This is a genomic window from Nocardioides sp. LHG3406-4 (genome assembly GCF_049897745.1).
Taxonomy (GTDB): domain Bacteria; phylum Actinomycetota; class Actinomycetes; order Propionibacteriales; family Nocardioidaceae; genus Nocardioides.
Genome location: NZ_JAFCWV010000002.1, coordinates 1,109,258 through 1,127,989, shown reverse-complemented (window position 1 = coordinate 1,127,989; position 18,732 = coordinate 1,109,258). Strand labels below are relative to the sequence as shown.

The following is an 18,732-nucleotide window of genomic DNA, read 5'->3' as shown; positions in this document are numbered from 1 at the left end:
ACCTAGCCCTTCGCGGGCGGGTCCGGACACCTCGCGGGGTGGCATTCCCGCACGGGGGAGGGTCAGGGCTGGAGTCCGAGCGCAGCCAGCCAGGGCATCGGGTCGATCGGACCGACGCCCGCGGGCCTGACCTCGAGGTGCAGGTGGGGACCGGTGCTGTTGCCGGTCGAACCCAGGAGGCCGATGGGCTGGCCGACCTCGACGGTGTCGCCACCGGTCACGAATGCGGTGAGCTGGTGGCAGTACCAGACCTCGGTGCCGTCCTCGAGGGTCAGCACGGTGCGCAGACCGTAGGCGCCGCTGTCCCCGACGGAGGTGACGGCGGCGTCGCCCACCGCCACGAGGCTGGTGCCGAGGGAGCCGGCGAAGTCCTGGCCGGTGTGCGCGTGCTTCCAGTGCGGCCCGGCCAGGCCGAACCCGGCCGACATCGCGTAGTCCGCGAGCGGGAGGACGTGGGTGAGATCGGACAGGTCGCCGGTGTAGCCCAGGGCGGCCAGCCGGGCCACCTCGACCACCTGCACCTGCTCGTACGTCGCAGCCTGTTGCTCGAGGGAGTCGAGGGCGCGCTCGCGCTGCCTGACCCGGCGCTCGAGCAGGTTGGCGGCGGCGTTGGGCACGCCCGCCGAGCCGCTCGCTGTTGCCCTGGCGTAGTCCGGCTGGGGGACCGAGTGGGCGGCCGCCGAGCCCGGAAGCAGCAGCGTCGCCGAGAGCCCCACGACGGCGGCCGCGAGCGCAACCTGGCCCCGCACTGCGCCGCCAGCCGTCGTTCCCATGCATTTCTCCCGGTACGTCGGACTTCATCGTGCGACGGATTGCCGAGGCAGTCCGACGAACCCGGTCAACCGGCCCGATCGGGCCATTGCGCAGCTCGGCTGCGACCCCGTATGTGCGTTCCGGAGTAGTCCGGACGGGCCCCCGGTCGTACGACGGCCCGGGCGCTAGCCTGCGGGGATGCGTCGTACCGTCGCCGTCTGCCTCTCCACGATCCTCGCCACGCTGTCGAGCGGACCCTCCCTGGCCTCGCCGGCGGATCATCAGGTGTCCGCGCCTCTGGCACGCACGACCTGTGCGGTCTTTCCCACCGACAACTACTGGCACGCTGACATCCGAGACCTGCCGACGCACCCGTCGAGCGACCGCTGGCTCGCGCGCATGTCGACCGACCGGGAGCTGCACCCCGACTTCGGAGACAGGTACGGCATCCCCGTCACGGTCGTCGGCGGCGGCCACCGCAAGGTGAGGGTGAGGTTCCTGTACGCCGACGAGAGCGACCGGCTCCGCTACCCGTTGGGCAAGGACACCCGGATCGAGGGCGGGCGCAGCTCCGACGGCGACAGGCACGCCGTCGTCGTGGACCGGAAGACCTGTCGCCTGTACGAGACCTTCGCGACGCGGAAGGCCCAGGGCAGGTGGCGGGCGGGGTCGGGCGCGACGTGGTCGCTTCGCTCGAACGCGCTCCGCCCGGACGGCTGGACGTCGGCCGACGCGGCGGGGCTGCCGATCCTGCCCGGCCTGCTGCGTTGGGACGAGGTCCGTGAGCGCCGCGTCGACCACGCGATCCGCTTCACCACGGACGTGACCTCCCGATGGCACGTGTGGCCGGCCCGGCACTACGCCGGGTCGCAGGGGAGTCACGACTATCCGCCGATGGGCGCGAGGTTCCGCCTCGAGCCGGACTTCCCGCTGGCCGGCTTCGGCGCCGATGCCGTCGAGGTCATCCGGGCGATGCAGACCTACGGCCTGGTGCTCGCCGACAACGGGTCGCCGTGGTTCTTCCAGGGCGAGAAGAACCGCAGGTGGCCGGACCGGCTGGTCGAGGAGCTGAAGGAGATTCCCGCCTCCGCCTTCGAGGCGGTGGACACGTCGCCACTGCAGGTGTCAGCAGACTCCGCTGCTGTTCGGTGAGCCCGATGCGGCCTCCTCGGGGCGCCTGCGGTAATCTTCCCCCGGCCTTCCTCGGAAGGCATTCGGGCTGTGGCGCAGCTTGGTAGCGCACTTGACTGGGGGTCAAGGGGTCGCAGGTTCAAATCCTGTCAGCCCGACCGAAGATCAGCAGGTCAGAGGCCGTTTCCGCTCATGGCGGAGGCGGCCTCTTCCTCATTCTCACCCCTTGTGCGTGCAGTGCGCGTACAGGAGCCTTGCGAGCTTGCACGAGCGCCGACGCAGCGCTGGCCGCGTCGTGCTCGGTGGACTCCAGCCGGTGGGAGTAGATGTCGGCCGTCACCGAGACGCTCGAGTGGCCCAAGCGCTCGAGACGACCGCCAGGGGAGTGCCGGCCGCGTGGTCGCCGCAGCGGCCCACCTGAAGGGCGTGAGTCAATCGCGGTAGAGATCGGCGATCGGCCGCATGCGGGACTCGCGCGTCGCGGCCCACCGCTCCGTTTCGGCTTCCATCTCGGCCTGCTCGGCCTCGGTGAAGTCGTTGGCGCTGATGTTCATGCCACGTGCCTCCATCCGCTCACGGCGCTCCAGCCCAGGCGGCAACGAAAACGGGCGATGCGTAGACCAGCCCTCCAGGGGTTCCCGCCAGGTGGGCTTGACGCCGGTCTTGACGGACAGGATGACCTCCTTGACCTCGACCTCGACCTCGAGCACGGGAGTCCAGTCGCCCGTGAAGACGACCGAGCCAGCCTCCACCCACTGGCCGACTCTCCAAGCGCCGACGCGATGGTTGAACATCTCGATGTCGACGAACGGATCGCCGTTGGCGCTCCGGGCGAGCATAGGTCCGTTCCGCCAGTACCTCACGCCTCCCAGGGTAGCCAGCGTCGGCTCGGGCACCGTCTACAAGATGCTGGAGGGCCGTGAGCGACCGGTCGTGGATCGTCTAAGCGGCCGATGGTCGCCAAGTTACTCACGGGTTTAGTTCCGCCTGGCGGGGGCATGCTCACAAGATGTTGGAAGTTGCTGAACCTACGACTCGGAATTCTGAGCGCGTACGGCTCGACGTGCAGGTCACGATTCACACCGGTCAGGGCAGGGGTGATGTCGTGGTGAATGCCCTGCGGAACGAGGGGGCCGAGCACTTGCGCAGCGACCTGGAGCTGCTCGTGTCCTCTTGCCAGGGCGACCGGATCAGACTTCTTACGGACGACGTCAAGGCCGTAGCAAGCATCGCTCGAGCAGCAGAGCCGAGCATCTACCTCGTCGGTTCCCCGCGCTACGCGTAGCCGGCTTTCCGTGGGCCTTCGGTAAGGGGTTGCCCCGACTCTCCTTTCGCGCGCATTATCGCGTAGGGGGCAGGACCGGGAGCAGACTCATGACGCAGTTGACGCATCCGATGGTGGAGTTCCTGCTGGCCAGAATCTCTGAGCGTGAAGCCGAGGCGCTTGAGGAACGAGACGAGGGCTGGCCTCCCGGGGTGCTGGGCGCGTGTGAGGCTGACCGCAACATGATCCAGTGGGCCCTGGGCATCGAAGAACTCCGCGAGATGGGCGACTCGGCTGCGCCGGCTAGCCCGCTGGGCGACACCGCGCTCCGCAGTATGGCCAGCGTGTATGCAGCCCACCCGAACTTCCGGGAGGAGTGGCGGCCATAGCTAGACGGCCAATCAGGTCTCGTCGACTGGTCGCACTCGGTCGGCTGTGACGGTGTCGAGGAACGTTGAGCCGGGTTCGCGGCTCCAGGAGACGTTGGCCTTCCACTCGTCCTTGCCTACAGGGAGCCAGGCGCGGAGCTCGCTGGGGCACCAGGTGCCGTCGACGAAGACCTCGACCAGCGGCCGCTCCCAGCCGCTGTAGACCTTCGGCTCGCGCATGGGGACAGGGTGCCAGGCGGGGCCGACAGCACGAGCGGGCCAGCACCCACATGGCCCGAGACGACCCCCGGGAGGCTTCCCCTGGACCCGGGGGCCAGCGGGTGCTTGCCACCGCGGTTCTGGCACCCGCCACCGCGCGGTACCCACGGTGGCGGCCGTCATTCGATGGTCTAGTCCCCGCCGCCCGGGTGGGCGGGCGTGGGGTAGCCGGCGAACGCGCAATCCAGCCGTCACGATCCTCAGCCTTCGCCACTGCCATATGGCCCTCGGTGACGTCGGTCAGGAGGTAGTCGCGCGGGCGGACGCCTCCGGGGCCGGCGGGCGCTGGACAGCCAAGGGGCGAAGAGCGTAGTCGGCGATCTCGTTGCCGAGCTGAGCGGCGGTCAGCGGCCCACCCGGCCGATACCACTTGTAGACCCAGTTCGCCGCGCCCAGGCAGGAGTTCACGAAGACGGTGACGTCGATCTCCGGGGGGAACCGGAGGGCGTCGAGGTAGGCGACCACGTGGGTGCGGAGGATTTCTTCGTACTGGCGCCGCTGCTCGATGACCGTCCGGATGAGCTCGTCGGGGACCTCTTCCTCCTCCTCGAAGAACACCTTGTACATCGACTGGCGCTCGCAGGTGGTCTGGACGCGGTAGGCGAGGAGGCGGTGCAGGACCTCCAGGGGCTCGTCGACGGAGGCGGCCACCTCGCGTGCGTTCTCGATCGCGTCGGCCATCACCTCCTCGTAGAGACGCACGAGGATCTCTTCCTTGTTGCGGAAGTAGTGGTAGAGGGTGGCCTTGCTCAACCCGACGGCGGCCGCGATCTCGATCATCGACGTGGCGCGGTATCCCTGGCGACTGAAGAGCTCGGCCGCGCCGTCCATGATCTCTCGTCGGGACTCGACGGCCCGGCTCGGACGTCCGACCACGCTGCTCCCTTCGCCGGTCTCGATCAGCCCGTGCGCGGGCGCTTCGCCGCGGCGGCAGGTCGATCATAGGCTGCCGCCGCGGCGGGGCTGGGTACATCTAGCCGGCGGCGACCAGGCACTTCAGGGTCGCGACGAGACACGGCGTGCCGTCGGACTTGCTGACGACGAAGCTCGAGGCCACGACGCCGTCGCCGTCGTCGCGCCGAACGATGTCGACGATCTCCGTCTCGACGTGGATCGTGTCCCCGATGAAGGTCGGCGCCACGAAGCGCAGCTTGTCGGCGCCGTAGAACGCCTTCATCGCCGGCGGCCAGAACTCGACGAGCCCGAGGCCGACCGAGAGCACCAGCGCACCGTGGGCGATCCGCTGCCCGAACCGCGGATCCTGTGCCGCGTACTCGGTGTCGGTGTGGAGCGGGTGCCAGTCGCCGGTGAACATCGCGAAGGTGACCAGGTCGGTCTCGGTGATGGTCCGGCCGCGGGTGACGTGGCGCTGGCCGACGCTGAGCTGGTCGAGGTACCCGGTGATCACGGGGCCTCCACCCCTCCCATGTCGGCGCTGCCGCGGGCGAGGTCGTTCTTCGTGACCGCGGCGACGCAGATCAGCGACAGCAGGGAGAGCACGGCCACGTACGCCGCCACCGTCATCGAGGTGTCGGTGGCCGCGAACAGGCTGGTCGCCACGATCGGGGCGATCGCGCCACCGAGCAGGACGCCGATCTGGAACGACAGCGACGAGGCCGTGAACCGGACCGAGGCATCGAACAGCTCGGTGATGAACGTGGCCTGCGGGCCGTAGGAGACGCTGAAGAACAGCGCGCCGACGACGTAGGCGAGGACCAGGAGCACGGGGTTGCCGGTGTCGACGGCCAGGAACGTCGGGAAGATCCAGACGATCATCGCGCCCAGTCCGAAGATGATCGTCCGGCGCCGCCCGTGTCGCTGACCGTAGGCACCGAAGACCGGGAGGGCGCAGGCGGCCACCAGGGCGGAGATCAGCACGGCGATGAGCATCGCAGAGCCGCTCTGCGCCCCCGTCTCCTTCGCGTAGCTCAGCGCGTAGGTGTTGACCACGTAGAAGTAGGCGCCGGTGCTGATCATCGAGCCGGTGGCCAGCGCGATCTGGCGCGGGTAGCGCCGCAGGGCAGCGAGGACGGGCACCTTCTGGATCTCGTCGCGCTCCTTGACGGCCGTGAAGGCCGGGGTGTCCTCGAGGCGGCTCCGGACGAACAGGCCGATGCCGACCAGCACGACGCTCAGCAGGAAGGGGATGCGCCAGCCCCAGGACATGAAGGCGTCCTCGGGGAGCTGACGGAAGCAGAAGAACACCGCCGTGGCCGTGAACAGACCCAGCGGGACGCCCATCTGGGGGAGGCTGCCGTACAGCCCGCGTCGACCGGGGGAGGCGAACTCGACCGAGGTCAGCACCGCGCCGCCCCACTCGCCTCCCACGCCGAAGCCCTGCACGAGGCGCAGCAGCACCAAGAGCAGCGGGGCGGCGAGCCCGATCTGGTCGTAGGTGGGCATCACGCCGATCAGGAACGTGGCGATGCCCATCAGCATGAGCGACAGGAAGAGCACCCGCTTGCGTCCGATGCGGTCGCCGACGTGCCCCAGGATGATGCCGCCCAGGGGCCGCGCGCCGAAGCCGACCGCGAACGTGCTGAACGACAGCAGCGTCTGGACCGTGGTGCTCTCGCTGGGGAAGAACAGCGGACCGAAGACGAGGGCCGCCGCGGAGCCGTAGAGGATGAAGTCGTACCACTCGACAGTGGTCCCGATCAGCACCGAGATCGCGACCCGGCGCATGGTCCTGGGGTCGGTCGCGGGAGCGCCCGCGGTCGTCGTCGTCGTCATCGGTCTTCCTTCGTGGGAGTGGGGCGGCGCAGCATCAGGCCGGTACGGCGGGCCAGGCAGACGAGCTCGTCGCGCTGGTTGGTGGCGCGGTGCTCGAAGACCACCAGGCCGGCGTTGGGGCGCGATCTCGACGCCCGCGCCTCGACGATCTCGGTGGTGACCTTGATGGTGTCGCCGGTGAAGACCGGCGCGGGGAACGTGACCTCGCTCAGGCCGAGCTGGGCCACGATGGTGCCGAGGGTCAGCTCGGGCACCGAGAGTCCGACCACGAGCGCTGCGGTGAACATGCTGTTCACCAGCGGTCGACCGAACTCGGTGCGCGAGGCGTAGTCGGCGTCCAGGTGGAGCGGTGCGGGGTTCATCGTCATCGTGGTGAACAAGACGTTGTCCGTCTCGGTCACGGTGCGCCGGGTGGCGTGCTCGACGGTGGTGCCCACCGTCAGCTCCTCGAACCACATACCAGTCATGGGTGCTCCTTCTTCCACTGATCGGGAAACTGCGGGGGGCGCCCGTCGCGGAAGGCCTGTAGGCCCTCGGCGACGGTCGGGGTGCCGAGGTGCTCCAGGAACAGCTCCAGCTCTCGGTCCAGTGCTTCGCGGTGCGGAAGGGTGCCGCCTTCGCGGTACATCTGCTTCATGCCGCGCAAGGCGGTCGGACTGTGCCGAGCGAGCCGGGCGCGGAGCGCCGCCAGCTCGCCGCGCAGCGCCTCGGCGGGGACCAGGTGGGTGACCAGGCCCCAGGCATGGGCGGTCGCACCGTCCACGAGCTCGCCGGTGAGCATCAGCCGGCGCGCGAGAGGTGGCGGCACCGCGCGAGGAAGTCGCACCGAGGAGCCGGCGCCGGGCAGCAGGCCGTACTCCAGGTGTCGGTCGCCGATCCGCGCCCGGTCGGTCGCGACGGTGAGGTCGCAGGCCAGCAGGAGCTCGCAGCCGCCGGCCACGGCGTACCCGTCCACGACGGCGATCGACACGGCCTGGGCTGCCTCGATCGCCAGGTTCACCGCGCCGATGTCGGCGACGTAGCCGCGCACCGCCTCGCGGTCGGACTGCACCGAGAGCAGGTGCGCAAGGTCCGCGCCGGCCGAGAGCGTGCCCCCGCGGCCCTGGACCACGAGCACCGGGTGACCGCCGCGATCGGCCCGGCCGACGGCCTCGAGAAGACCATCCAGCACGCGGGGAGACAGGGCGTTGAGTGCCTCGGGGCGGTCGATCGTCGCGAGCAGGGCGCCGTCCTCGTCGACCTCGAGGACGACGTCCCCGACGCGATCGGCGCTGCTCATCGCTGCACCTGGATGCCCTCGACCTCGCGGTCCCACAGCTGGTCCAGCCGCTCGCGAGCCGCCTGCATCAGCTTGTACTTCTCGATCTTCTGGCTGGCGGTCTTGGGCAGCTCAGGCAGCTGCTCGAGGTAGCGCGGCACCATGAAGTACGCCATGCGCTCGGAGCAGTAGGCGATGAGCTCCGCGTAGTCGATGGTGCTGCCCGGGCGCGGGACCACGTAGGCCATCACCTCGTCCTCGCCGAGCTCGGAGGGCACCGGCACCGCCGCGGCCTCCACGACGTCGGGGTGGCCCGCGAGCACCACCTCGACCTCGTAGGCGGAGATGTTCTCGCCCCGCCTCCGGATGGCCTCCTTCTTGCGGTCGCTGAAGTAGAGGTAGCCGTCCTCGTCGATCCAGCCGCGATCACCGGTGCGGAACCAGAGGTCCTGGGTGGCCTGCACGGTCTCGGCGGCCATGTTGTAGTACCCGAGCATGAACGAGCCCGGCTCGTTGGGCCGGATGGAGAACTCGCCGACTGCCCCGGCCTCGGCCGGGTAGCCGTCGTCATCCACGACCCGGACCTCGACCCGTTCGGTGACCCGCCCGGCCGAGCCTGTCTTGTCCACCGGGTCGTCGATCCCGAGGACGGTGATCGCGCAGTTCTCGGTCATGGCGTAGACGGAGGTCACGCGGATGCCGTACCGCTCGTCGAAGCGCTCGGCGAGGTCGGTGGACAGGGGCACGATCATCGCGGTCCGCACCTGGTGCTGCCGGTCGAGCTCGGAGCGCGGCTGCTGCCAGATGATGTTCGCCATCGCGCCCAGGGCGTTGAACTGCGTAGCACGGCTCTCGCGGACCTCCGTCCAGAACTGGCGTGCGGAGAAGCCACGGGAGACGATCACCGTGCCCTCGGCCCACAGGCCGGCGTAGACGGTGAACCACAGCGCATTGGCGTGGAACAGCGGCAGGCAGGTGTAGAGCCGCTCGTCGGGGCGGTATCCGCAGTGGACCGCCATCGCGTGCCCGACGGCGTGACCTTGGGAGTGGGGCGAGACCACACCCTTGGAGGGGCCGGTGGTCCCGGAGGTGTACATGATCAGGTGGGGATCGGACGCCTGGACGTCGGACATCGCCGCCGGTGGCGCGGCGTGAAGATCGCCGAACGCCGTGAGCTCGTCCTGCATCAGGACGGTGAGGCCCGCACCGGCGGCGGCCGCGGCGGCCGCCCGCACCCGCTCCTCACGCTCCGGCTCGGTGCAGACCAGCATCGACTCGGACTGCCTCAGGAAGTAGACGAGCAGGTCGCTCTTGGCGGCGGTGTTGAGCGGTACGCCGATCGCGCCGAGCTTGCCGAGGCCCCACAGCGAGAAGAGCAGCTCGGGACAGTTGCCCATCACGAAGGCGACCCGGTCGCCGCGCACCACCCCGTGTTGGCGGAACCCCTCGGCGTAGCTGTTCGTGATCGCGTCGACCTCGGCGTAGGTCCACACGCCCCGCCCCAGGAAGTCCAGGCACGGCTTGTCGCCCACCCGCGACGCCTTGTCCGCCAGGATCCGGCCGATGGTCCGTTCTCGCGGCTCGTAGAACTGCATGCGATCCTCCTCGTTACTCGACCCGACGGTCGAGAAAGACTGTTATGTCCGCCACGCGCTTGTCAAGGTTCCAGGGCGGATTGCTCACTGTTGAGCCAGTATTTGAAGTTGAGGGTGGACATTTCTCGACCGATTGGTCGAGTATCGTGGCTGAGTCACACCGCCCAACTGAAAGGACCGATGTCGTGAACGCACTCCGGACCGAGGCCATCCGCGACGTCGCCCAGGCGCTGGAGACCGCCCAGCGGGGGCTGAGCTCCGAGCGCTGGCCCACGAAGCTGCCGGTGCGTGAGCGGATCGCCCTCCTGCTGGACCCGGGCTCCTGGGTCGAGGACGGCCTGCTGGCCAACGCCCTGCGCGACGGCCTGCCGGCGGACGGCGTGCTGACCGGGGTGGGCCGCATCGAGGGTCGGCAGGTGGCCGTCATCGCCCACGACTTCAGCGTCAAGGCGGGCTCCTGGGGTGAGCTGTCGTGCGAGAAGCAGGTCCGCATTCTCGAACGAGCCGACCGCGACCTGCTGCCGGTCGTCTACCTGGTGGACTCCGCCGGGGGCAGGCTCACCGAGCAGCTCGGCTTCTTCGCCGGCCGCCGAGGCGCCTCGCGCATTTTCCAGCTTCAGGTCCGGCTGTCCGGGCGGGTGCCGCAGATCTGCTGCCTGCACGGCCCCTCGGCCGCCGGTGGCGCGTACATGCCGGCCTTCACCGACTGGGTGGGGATGGTACGGGGCAACGCATCGATGTATCTCGCCTCGCCGCGCGTGGCCGAGAAGGTCACGGGGGAGAAGACCACCCTGGAGGAGATGGGCGGCGCCGACATGCACACGACCGTCTCCGGGGTCGGCGACGAGGCCTTCGACCACGACTGGGAGGTGATCGCCGCCGCCCGCCGTCTGCTCAGCTACCTCCCCTCCACCTACCGGGAGCGCCCCGCCGGGCAGGCCGCGCGCCCGCCCCAGACCGCACACTGGCCGCAGAGCCTCATCCCGACCGACCCGAACGCCAGCTACGACGTCCGAGACGTCATCGACCGGGTCGTGGACGAGGACAGCTTCTTCGAGATCAAGTCGACCTGGGCGACCGAGATGGTCACCGGCCTGGCCCGCCTCGACGGGGAGGTGGTGGGGCTCGTCGCCAACCAGCCCAGCGTGCGGAGCGGCGCGATCTTCGTGGACTCGGCCGACAAGGCGACCCGCTTCATCCTGCTGTGCGACGCCTACAACATCCCGCTGGTGTTCCTGCAGGACGTGCCCGGGTTCATGGTCGGCGTCGCCATCGAGCGCCAGGGCATCATCCGCCACGGCGCCAAGATGGTCACCGCGATGGCCAGCGCCGAGGTGCCCAAGCTGACGGTGGTCCTGCGCAAGTCGTACGCCGCCGGGACCTACGCCATGTGCGCCCCCGGCTTCGAGCCGCGCGCGACCATCGCGCTGCCGACCGCCACGATCGGACCGATGGCGCCGGAGGCCTCGACCAACGCGGTCTACGCCAACAAGATCGCGGCCATCGCCGATCCCGAGGAGCGGCAGCGCTTCATCGACGAACGGGTGGCCGAGCAGGAGCTGGAGCTGGACCTCGTCGGTCTGGCCAGCCGGCTCGTGGTGGACACGGTCGTGCAACCCGAGGACTTGCGGGCCGAGCTGATCGCCCGCCTGGCCGACGCTGAGGGATGGGAACGATCGCCCTGGCGGCGCAACCACCCGGTCTGGCCGGTCTGAGATGGCCGTGCGCAGCCTGCTCTTCCTGCCGGCCGACCGCCCGGCCATGGCGGCGAAGCTCCGCACCATCGCCCCCGACGTGGCGGTGCTCGACCTCGAGGACGCCGTCGCGACGCGAGCCAAGCACGAGGCGCGCCGGACCGTCGAGACGACGCTGGCCGAGCACGACCTCGGGGGCCTGTCGGTGCTGCTGCGGGTGAACCCGCTCGGCACGCCGTGGTTCGAGGACGACCTGCGCGTCGCCGCGGACGCCGGGATCGGTGTCGTGCTACCCAAGTACGAGAAGGTCAGCACCGCGGCCCGGGTGCGCGAGGCCATCGGCGACGAGCTGCTCGTGGTCGGATTGGAGACCGGCCGAGGCGTGGCGGACTGCCGTGAGCTGCTCCAGTTCGGTGTCGACGCCTGCTACTTCGGTGCCGAGGACTACGTCGCTGACCTCGGGGGCCGGCGTACCGCAGGCGGGTCCGAGGTGCTCTGGGCCCGCAGCCGGGTCGTGCTCGCCGGCCGGCTGGCCGGAGTGGACACCATCGACCAGGCGGTGGTCAGCGTGCACGACGGGGACGCCTTCCGGGTCGACGCCGACCGTGGCCGCGATCTCGGCTACCACGGGAAGATCTGCCTGCACCCGCGCCAGGTGGAGATCGCCCACGAGGTGTTCAGCCCGACCGAAGAGGAGGTGGCCCACGCGCGCCGAGTGCTCGCCGAGGCCGGGGACGCCACCGGGTCCGGGGTCGGGATGGTCGACGGCCAGATGGTCGACGAGGTGCACCTGAAGATGGCCCGCGCGACCCTCGCGCGCGCCGGTGAGGAGCAGCAGTGCGCGTCGGAGTGATCATCCCTCCCACGGCCGACCCGGCCGGCGTGGTGGACACAGCCGTGCGGGCCGAGGAGCTCGGTTTCGACTACCTGGCGTGCGGCGAGCACGTGTTCTTCCACGGCCCGATGCAGAACGCCTTCGTCACGCTCGCGGCGGCGGCTGCGGTCACCTCACGGATCCGGCTGCTCAGCGCGCTCACGGTGCTGCCGCTGTATCCCGCGGCCCTGGCGGCCAAGCAGGCCTCCATCCTGGACCGCATCTCGCACGGCCGCTTCGACCTCGGCGTGGGCGTGGGCGGCGAGTTCCCTCCGGAGTTCGACGCCGTCGGTGTGCCGGTACGCGGTCGCGGCCGCCGCACCGACGAGGCTCTCGACCTGCTGCGGGCCCTCTTCGCCGGCGGACCGGTCGACTTCACCGGCGAGAACGCCCGCGTGGCCGGCCTGAGGCTCGATCCGCCGCCGATGCAGCCCGGTGGCCCGCCGATCTGGGTGGGCGGGCGCAAGGAGGCCGCCCTGCGCCGGACCGTGCGGTACGGAGACGTCTGGTTCCCCTACGTCGTCTCACCCGAGCAGCTCGCCGCCGGGCTGGCTCGTCTCCGCGAGCTCCACGACGAGCTGGAGGTGGACAGGGTGCTTCCGCGCGGCGCCTTCTTCGGCTGGGGTGCGGTCGACGAGTCGAGCGCGCGGGCTCGGGGAATGGCGGTCTCGGTCGTGAGCGAGACCTATCAGCAGGACTTCGCGCCACTGGCCGACCGCTACCTCGTCGCCGGTTCGCCGGCGCAGGTGGTGGACCGGCTCGGGATGTACGCCGAGCACGGCGCATCGGATTTCATCTTCGCGCCCGCGGCCGCGGACGCGCAGTCGCTCCGGCACATGGTCGATCTCTTCGCCGACCAGGTGCTGCCCCACATCCGCAGCGACGAGCCCATCGGGCCCCCAGCAGACAAGGACGCATCATGACGAGGAGCTTCACCAGCGTGCTGGTCGCCAACCGCGGCGAGATCGCGGTGCGGGTCATCCGCACCTGCATCGAGGAGGGACTGCGCGCCATCGCGGTCTACTCCGAGACCGATGCCGGGGCGCCGCACGTGCGGATGGCCGACGAGGCGCACGCCCTGCCCGGCCGCACGGCCGCCGAGACCTACCTGAGCATCCCGGCGATCATCGAGGCGGCGCTGCTCTCCGGCGCTGAGGCGATCCACCCCGGCTACGGCTTCCTCTCGGAGAGCGCGGAGTTCGCCGCGGCCGTGACCGACGCCGGCATCGTGTGGATCGGGCCGCCGCCGGCCGCGATCGAGGCTCTCGGTGACAAGGTGACAGCCCGCGACATCGCCCGACGGGTGGGCGCCCCTCTCGTGGCCGGCACTCCGGGCCCGGTCGCCGGCAGCGCCGAGGTCGAGGAGTTCGTCCGCGAGCACGGCCTGCCGATCGCCATCAAGGCGGCATTCGGTGGCGGCGGCCGAGGCATGCGGGTGGTCCGGGACGCCTCGCAGATCAGCGAGGCGTTCGAGGCGGCCACGCGCGAGTCGACGGCGGCGTTCGGCCGGGGTGACTGCTTCGTCGAGCAGTACCTCGAGCGCCCGCGCCATGTGGAGGCGCAGATCCTCGCCGACGAGCACGGCAACGTCGTGGTGGTCGGGACCCGCGACTGCACGCTGCAGCGGCGTCACCAGAAGCTGGTCGAGGAGGCGCCCGCTCCGTTCCTGAGCGACGAGCAGCGCTGCACGATCCACGACGCGGCGAAGGCGGTGTGTCGTGAGGCGGGCTACGTCGGCGCCGGCACCGTGGAGTTCCTGGTCGACGTGCAGGGCGTCATCTCCTTCCTGGAGGTCAACACGCGGCTGCAGGTGGAGCACCCGGTCACCGAGGAGACCGCCGGGGTCGACCTGGTCTCCGAGCAGCTGTCCATCGCCCGCGGGGAGCCGCTGCGCCTGACCAGCGACCCCGAGCCCCGGGGCCACTCGATCGAGTTCCGCGTCAACTGCGAGGATCCCGCCGCCGGGTTCGCCCCCTCGCCCGGCGTCATCACGACCTGGGAGATGCCCCAGGGCCCCGGGATCAGGGTCGACGCCGGGGCCGAGGCCGGGTCCGAGGTCAGCGGTCTCTTCGACTCGATGGTCGCCAAGCTGATCGTCAGCGGCCCGACCCGGGCGTCGGCGCTGGCTCGCAGCCGACGGGCCTTGCGTGACATCCGGATCACGGGGGTGCCCACGGTCCTCGACCTCGACGCGAAGATCCTCGACGACCCGGCGTTCACCGCGGCCGACGGCGACTTCGCCGTGCACACCGAGTGGGTCGGGGAGAACCTCGACCGGCTGCTGGCGCCGCTGGACGACCAGGCCGACGACGACACGTCCGTGCGGGTGCACCTGGGGCGTCGTACGCTCCAGGTCGCCCTGCCCGGCTTGAGCACGCTGTCGCCCGAGACGGCTGAACGGATCCGGGCGCAGTCGGCCGAGCTGGCGGTCAGCGAGTCCGCTCACCATGGGGACGACGTCCTCTCCCCGATGCAGGGGACGATCATCCGGGTGGGTGTCGCGGACGGTGACGCGGTCAAGGTCGGCGACCCGATCGCGGTGCTGGAGGCCATGAAGATGGAGAACCCCGTCCTGGCCCATCGCTCCGGACAGGTGAGCGGACTGACCGTGGCCGTGGGAGAGACGCGCGGACAGGGCGAGCTCATCTGCCGGATCGTCGACGCCGACTGAGCACGATGACGCACACTCGCTGTCTCGACGTTCGGGACTTCGCCGTGCCCGCCGACGACCGCTACTTCGAGGACTACCGGGTGGGCGACGTCCACCACTACGGCACCGTGGTGATGGCCGAGGACGACATCATCGACTTCGCCCGCCGCTTCGACCCCCAGGCGATGCACACCGACGTCGAGGCCGCGGCCAAGGGGTTCTCGCAGGGACTGATCGCCAGCGGCATGCACACCGCCTCGCTGTGCGTGCGGCTCCTGGTGGACCACTACCTCTCGCGGGTGGCCACGCTGCCCTCGCCGGCCATCACCGACCTCAGGTTCTCGGTCGCGGTCCGGCCGGGAGACGAGCTGTCCCTGCGCACGGAGACGACGCAGGCTCGACTCAGCAGGTCGGACCCCGGGCGCGGCGTGGTCACGACGGTGGCCTCGATGCTGAACCAGGACGCCGACATCGTGGCCGAGATGGTCTTCGTCCACCTCTTTCGTCGCCGCGCACTTCCTTGACAACGGCTCACGACACAGGCGTGGGCTAGCGTTCCAGCGTGCTCGGAGTCTGTTCGCCAGTCATTGCCCTGCCCGTTCGAGGACTCGCCGGGCGTGCCCGCGGTCGAGGTCGGCAGCGCGCGAGGAGGTCGAGTCCGAGGTAGCGGCGGCCTTCTGCCCATTCGTCGTGTTGCTCGGCCAGGACGGCTCCGACGAGGCGGATGATCGATGGGCGGGCGGAGGGCTTGACCGTCAGGGCGACCGCGAGAGCGCCAGGGCAGCGGGCCTCGTCGTCAGTGAGCTTGGTCAAGGTGGCCTTGCCCAGAAACGGCTCGAATCGCGTCATGTGGTAGCCCGCGTACTGATCCTCGGACTTGGCTGCGGCCTTCTCGCCCTCGGCCGGCCTGCACAGCTTCGCTCCGAGCCGCACCTTGAACGAGTCGGTCTTCTTGACCTCGGTGATCGCCACTTGGCGCGAGCGCGGTCGCAGGTTCAAATCCTGTCAGCCCGACCGAAAAGACCGCGTCTCCCGCGCGTGTTTCCCTCCCCGCACCATCTCGGTCATCCTCAGTGCGAGCCGTCTCGCTTGAAGCGAGCGCGCCCACCCAGACCCACGTGACTTCGATCTTGACAGGATCCCGGGGCACGAAGGCTCCGAGCCGTCCGGGGACACACCGGGGCACTGGGCCAACGACACGCGGCCCCTGACACTGGAAGACGTTGGAGGGTGTCTTCGCAGGTCAGGGGCCGTTGTCAGGCACCCCCGTGGTTCTCGACGGCGCACACCGGCGATCGATCGTTTGGCGCCACGGTCAGGCGAAGGTGAACAGCTGCTCTTCGTCGAACCGCGAGATCGGGTTGGAGTACTGCTTCTCAGGGTCGGGGTAGCCGAGCGCCAGGAGCACTGTCGTCGAGTGGCCCGTCTCGCGGATCTTGAACGCCTTGTCGACGCTGGTGGGGTCGAACCCCTCAAGTGGCGTCGCTTCAACACCGAGCTCGGCTGCCGCCATCATGGTCAGACCAACGACCATGTAGGTCTGCTTCTCCATCCAGTGGTTCACGTCCTTGTAGCCGTAGTTGCGCAGGCCGACGAAGTCGCGGGTCATCGACTCCCACAGGTCCTGCTTCGCCGGGTCGGGGAACCGGCCGTCAGCCCTCTCCTTGCTGAAGACGGCGTTGAGGTGACTCTCGGGCAGGTCTGCCCGGGTGGTGACGATGATCGTGTGAGAGGAGTTCAGTACCTTCTCGGCGTTGTCCTGGAATCGTTCGCCGAGGTTGGCCGCCAGCCGCTGCTTTCCCTCGTCGGTGGCGAGGACATAGAAGTGGTTCGGCTGGATGTTGGTCGAGGTCGGCGCCGAGCGCAGGAACTTCAGCAGCTGCTGAAGTGTGTCCTGCGGGATCGTCTTGGTGGCGTCGAAGTACCGCGTGAGGTGCTTGCCCATGAGCTTGTCGAGATCCATGTCGTTCTGCCTTCTTCTTGCGATCGGTAAGGGGGTCGGTTCGATTCGTGTCGCGGCACGGCGGTCATCTTTCGACGCTCGCCCGCTCGAAGTTGTCTGCCGGTGAGATGAGGACGTAGACCAGTGGTGGGTGCGACCGCGTCAGCGCTCCTATTGCCTGGGCGTCAGGGTCACGAATCGTGCCGATACAGCCGCGAGCGCGGCTGAGGCGAGAACGATGAGGCCTCCTGTGAGGAACACGGTCTGCAAGCTTGTCGTCGAGACAAGCAACGCCCCGAGACCGGACCCAGCCCCCACCGCGACCTGAAGGTTCGTCACGTTCACCGCGGACGCTGCTTCGGGGGACCCTGGGGCGGAGTCGAGCAGCCACACCAGCGTTCCCGGGTTCACGATTCCCCAGAACAGTCCCCACACCACCAGTAGCACCCCAGTGAGCAAGGCCCCTGTGCCCGCGAACGCCAGCGCGATGAGCGTCACCGCCACCACTGCGGCGGCGCGGGCGAAGCTGCCGATCACTCCGCGTCGGAACAGAGACCCCGCGATGATCGAACCGACGATGCCACCGACGCCGTAGATGACGTAGAGCAACGAGATCCCGTCGCTGGACAGATCTGTGTTTTCCACCAACGCCGGCGTGATGTACGTCCAGGCGGCGATCTGTCCAGTGAACGCCACTGCGCCGGCTGCCATCCCGAACCGCGCGGCCGGTCGCTTCACCACGTCCACGAGATCGTGGGCGTGCGTTCGCCCTCCGGAGGGGATGCTGGGCAGGACGAGCGCTTGTATGACCACGACGATCAGTGTCGCCACGGCGGCGATGGAGAACGTGAGTCGCCAGCCGAGGACGTTGCCGAGGAACTGGCCTGCCGGAAGCCCGACCACCATTCCACCCGAAATGCCGGCCGCGATGATCGTGATGGCGCGCGTCCCCGCAGCTGGGCCCACCAGCTTCGGCCCGACCGGTGACACGACGGTCCAGAACGCGCCGAGAGTGGCGCCGAAGACCAGACGAGCGGCCAGCACCAGGACGAAGCTGGGCGCTACCGCGACGACCACGTTCGACACGAGAACCGCCAGACCCAGGACGAGGATCAGCGAGCGCCGGTCGAAGCGCCCGGAACCCATGTAGAACAGTGGTGCTGCCACTGCGGCGCTGAAGCCGGGAACGAGCACCGTGAGCCCTGCCGGACCGAGCGAGACATCCAGTCCGTCGGCAAGCTGCGGCAACAGCCCGACAGGAAGCGTCTCGGTCATCACGATGACGAACGCGCCGAGCGCGAGCGCGCCGACGGACGCCCACCCTCGCCGGCTGTCGAGCTCCGCCGCGGGGGTGTCTGCGGCGACGGCCGGATGCTTGACGGTCACGGCAGCGGAGCATGACGCCGCCGTGAGGACGCGCACCTGCGATGGGTGATGTGTCGACGTCGTGTCATCCGGTTCGGTCATGGGTTCTCCCACGTCATGGAAGGCGCCACCCCGGACGCACGAAGTGGCAGGTGTAGCCGTTCGGCCGCTTGATCAGGTAGTCCTGGTGCTCGGGCTCCGCCTCCCAGAACGCGCCGGCAGGAGCGAGCGTCGTGACGACCTTTCCAGGCCACAGGCCAGACGCATCGACATCACGGATCGTTGCCTCCGCCACCTGCCTCTGCTCGTCGCTCGTGTAGAAGATCGCCGACCGGTAGCTCGCGCCGTGATCGTTGCCCTGCCGGTTCGGCGTCGAAGGATCGTGCACCTGGAAGAAGAGCTCCAGCAGCTCGCGGTAGCTCAAGAGGCCGGGGTCGAAGATGATCTCGACTGCCTCGGCGTGCGTCCCATGGTTCCGATACGTCGCATTCTCAACGTCACCCCCGCTGTAGCCGACGCGGCTCGACGTCACGCCGTTCAGCCTCCTCAACAGGTCTTGCATGCCCCAGAAGCAGCCGCCGGCAAGGATCGCCGTCTCCATCCCACCTGTCGTGCCATCCGCCATGGAACTCACCTCACGTGCTCGGGTCCTGGTGTCACTACGTGGGTCACCGTTCAGTCCGCGCTTCTTACCCGCGCTCGGAGGGTGGTCGGGGCGGTCGGTGGCGCTGTGCATGCGCTGGCGGCGACGGGTTCGTCATACCTCGAGACAGCCGTTGAGACGGGTCTCGCCACACGCCGTAAGCAGTGTCTGCCGCGAGGACGC

Annotated in this window: 19 protein-coding genes, 1 tRNA gene and 1 pseudogene; 8 read left to right on the top strand and 13 right to left on the bottom strand. The window is 69.4% G+C overall.

Translation table 11 applies throughout. From position 1 onward, the window contains the following. Positions 1-62: 62 nt before the first annotated feature. Positions 63-773, bottom strand: a complete 711-nt coding sequence (locus ACP7BP_RS11535) for a M23 family metallopeptidase (RefSeq protein WP_426244740.1) — start codon at positions 771-773, stop codon at positions 63-65. Positions 774-951: 178 nt separating this feature from the next. Here ACP7BP_RS11535 and ACP7BP_RS11530 point away from each other — a divergent pair, with 178 nt between their 5' ends. Further along, positions 952-1,905 carry a hypothetical protein gene (locus ACP7BP_RS11530; protein ID WP_426244739.1) on the top strand — a complete coding sequence of 318 codons (954 nt, stop codon included), beginning with the start codon at positions 952-954 and terminating at the stop codon, positions 1,903-1,905. 63 nt (positions 1,906-1,968) lie between these two features. Beyond that, positions 1,969-2,042 (top strand) — tRNA-Pro (locus ACP7BP_RS11525). Between the two features lie 273 nt (positions 2,043-2,315). On the opposite strand, the gene ACP7BP_RS11520 is transcribed toward ACP7BP_RS11525, so the two are convergent. Further along, a complete protein-coding gene (locus tag ACP7BP_RS11520; protein WP_426244738.1) occupies positions 2,316-2,723 on the bottom strand; it encodes a hypothetical protein in 408 nt (135 codons plus the stop codon). A gap of 535 nt (positions 2,724-3,258) precedes the next feature. On the opposite strand from ACP7BP_RS11520, the gene ACP7BP_RS11515 reads away from it, so the two are divergent. Further along, entirely contained in the window at positions 3,259-3,537 is a 279-nt protein-coding gene (locus tag ACP7BP_RS11515) for a DUF6221 family protein (RefSeq protein ID WP_426244737.1), read from the top strand. A 12-nt stretch (positions 3,538-3,549) separates the two neighbouring features. Here ACP7BP_RS11515 and ACP7BP_RS11510 read toward each other — a convergent pair whose 3' ends face one another. The 7 genes from ACP7BP_RS11510 to ACP7BP_RS11480 all read right to left on the bottom strand — a co-directional run bounded on the left by ACP7BP_RS11510 (position 3,550) and on the right by ACP7BP_RS11480 (position 9,381). Then, positions 3,550-3,756 (bottom strand): hypothetical protein, encoded by a 207-nt coding sequence (locus ACP7BP_RS11510; RefSeq protein ID WP_426244736.1) that lies wholly within the window; start codon positions 3,754-3,756, stop codon positions 3,550-3,552. 279 nt (positions 3,757-4,035) lie between these two features. Next, positions 4,036-4,671 carry a TetR/AcrR family transcriptional regulator gene (locus ACP7BP_RS11505; RefSeq protein WP_426244735.1) on the bottom strand — a complete coding sequence of 212 codons (636 nt, stop codon included), beginning with the start codon at positions 4,669-4,671 and terminating at the stop codon, positions 4,036-4,038. Positions 4,672-4,768: 97 nt separating this feature from the next. Next, positions 4,769-5,203: a MaoC/PaaZ C-terminal domain-containing protein gene (locus ACP7BP_RS11500; protein WP_426244734.1), complete on the bottom strand. Its 435-nt coding sequence runs from the start codon at positions 5,201-5,203 to the stop codon at positions 4,769-4,771. Next, on the bottom strand, positions 5,200-6,528 hold the full coding sequence (locus ACP7BP_RS11495) for an MFS transporter (RefSeq protein ID WP_426244733.1): 1,329 nt from the start codon (positions 6,526-6,528) through the stop codon (positions 5,200-5,202). The genes ACP7BP_RS11500 and ACP7BP_RS11495 overlap by 4 nt, the downstream gene beginning before the upstream one ends. Then, complete coding sequence (locus ACP7BP_RS11490; RefSeq protein ID WP_426244732.1) at positions 6,525-6,995, bottom strand: MaoC family dehydratase; 471 nt, start codon at positions 6,993-6,995, stop codon at positions 6,525-6,527. Before ACP7BP_RS11490 ends, ACP7BP_RS11495 begins: the two co-directional genes overlap by 4 nt. Further along, a complete protein-coding gene (locus ACP7BP_RS11485) occupies positions 6,992-7,807 on the bottom strand; it encodes an enoyl-CoA hydratase/isomerase family protein (protein ID WP_426244731.1) in 816 nt (271 codons plus the stop codon). The genes ACP7BP_RS11490 and ACP7BP_RS11485 overlap by 4 nt, the downstream gene beginning before the upstream one ends. Continuing rightward, positions 7,804-9,381: an AMP-binding protein gene (locus tag ACP7BP_RS11480; protein WP_426244730.1), complete on the bottom strand. Its 1,578-nt coding sequence runs from the start codon at positions 9,379-9,381 to the stop codon at positions 7,804-7,806. Before ACP7BP_RS11480 ends, ACP7BP_RS11485 begins: the two co-directional genes overlap by 4 nt. Positions 9,382-9,566: 185 nt before the next feature. Between ACP7BP_RS11480 and ACP7BP_RS11475 the strand changes: the two genes are divergently transcribed. Genes ACP7BP_RS11475 through ACP7BP_RS11455 form a run of 5 tightly spaced genes read left to right on the top strand, consistent with a single transcriptional unit; the run spans position 9,567 to position 15,123 of the window. Continuing rightward, positions 9,567-11,096 (top strand): acyl-CoA carboxylase subunit beta, encoded by a 1,530-nt coding sequence (locus ACP7BP_RS11475; RefSeq protein ID WP_426244729.1) that lies wholly within the window; start codon positions 9,567-9,569, stop codon positions 11,094-11,096. A 1-nt stretch (position 11,097) separates the two neighbouring features. Beyond that, complete coding sequence (locus tag ACP7BP_RS11470; RefSeq protein ID WP_426244728.1) at positions 11,098-11,928, top strand: HpcH/HpaI aldolase/citrate lyase family protein; 831 nt, start codon at positions 11,098-11,100, stop codon at positions 11,926-11,928. After that, positions 11,913-12,872 (top strand): LLM class flavin-dependent oxidoreductase, encoded by a 960-nt coding sequence (locus ACP7BP_RS11465; RefSeq protein WP_426244727.1) that lies wholly within the window; start codon positions 11,913-11,915, stop codon positions 12,870-12,872. The genes ACP7BP_RS11470 and ACP7BP_RS11465 overlap by 16 nt, the downstream gene beginning before the upstream one ends. Then, a complete protein-coding gene (locus tag ACP7BP_RS11460; protein ID WP_426244726.1) occupies positions 12,869-14,620 on the top strand; it encodes an acetyl/propionyl/methylcrotonyl-CoA carboxylase subunit alpha in 1,752 nt (583 codons plus the stop codon). Before ACP7BP_RS11465 ends, ACP7BP_RS11460 begins: the two co-directional genes overlap by 4 nt. A gap of 5 nt (positions 14,621-14,625) precedes the next feature. Beyond that, positions 14,626-15,123: a MaoC family dehydratase gene (locus tag ACP7BP_RS11455; protein ID WP_426244725.1), complete on the top strand. Its 498-nt coding sequence runs from the start codon at positions 14,626-14,628 to the stop codon at positions 15,121-15,123. Positions 15,124-15,148: 25 nt separating this feature from the next. Here ACP7BP_RS11455 and ACP7BP_RS11450 read toward each other — a convergent pair. From ACP7BP_RS11450 to msrA, 4 genes and pseudogenes are all read right to left on the bottom strand, one after another. Next, a pseudogene (locus ACP7BP_RS11450) lies at positions 15,149-15,337 on the bottom strand (hypothetical protein); the annotation flags it as partial. Positions 15,338-15,914: 577 nt separating this feature from the next. Continuing rightward, the gene (locus ACP7BP_RS11445; protein WP_426244724.1) at positions 15,915-16,562 is read right to left on the bottom strand and encodes a nitroreductase family protein; all 648 of its coding nucleotides are present in this window, start codon (positions 16,560-16,562) and stop codon (positions 15,915-15,917) included. Between the two features lie 150 nt (positions 16,563-16,712). After that, positions 16,713-18,008 carry an MFS transporter gene (locus tag ACP7BP_RS11440; protein ID WP_426244723.1) on the bottom strand — a complete coding sequence of 432 codons (1,296 nt, stop codon included), beginning with the start codon at positions 18,006-18,008 and terminating at the stop codon, positions 16,713-16,715. A 13-nt stretch (positions 18,009-18,021) separates the two neighbouring features. After that, positions 18,022-18,531 (bottom strand): peptide-methionine (S)-S-oxide reductase MsrA, encoded by a 510-nt coding sequence (msrA, locus tag ACP7BP_RS11435; RefSeq protein WP_426244722.1) that lies wholly within the window; start codon positions 18,529-18,531, stop codon positions 18,022-18,024. Positions 18,532-18,732: the final 201 nt, after the last annotated feature.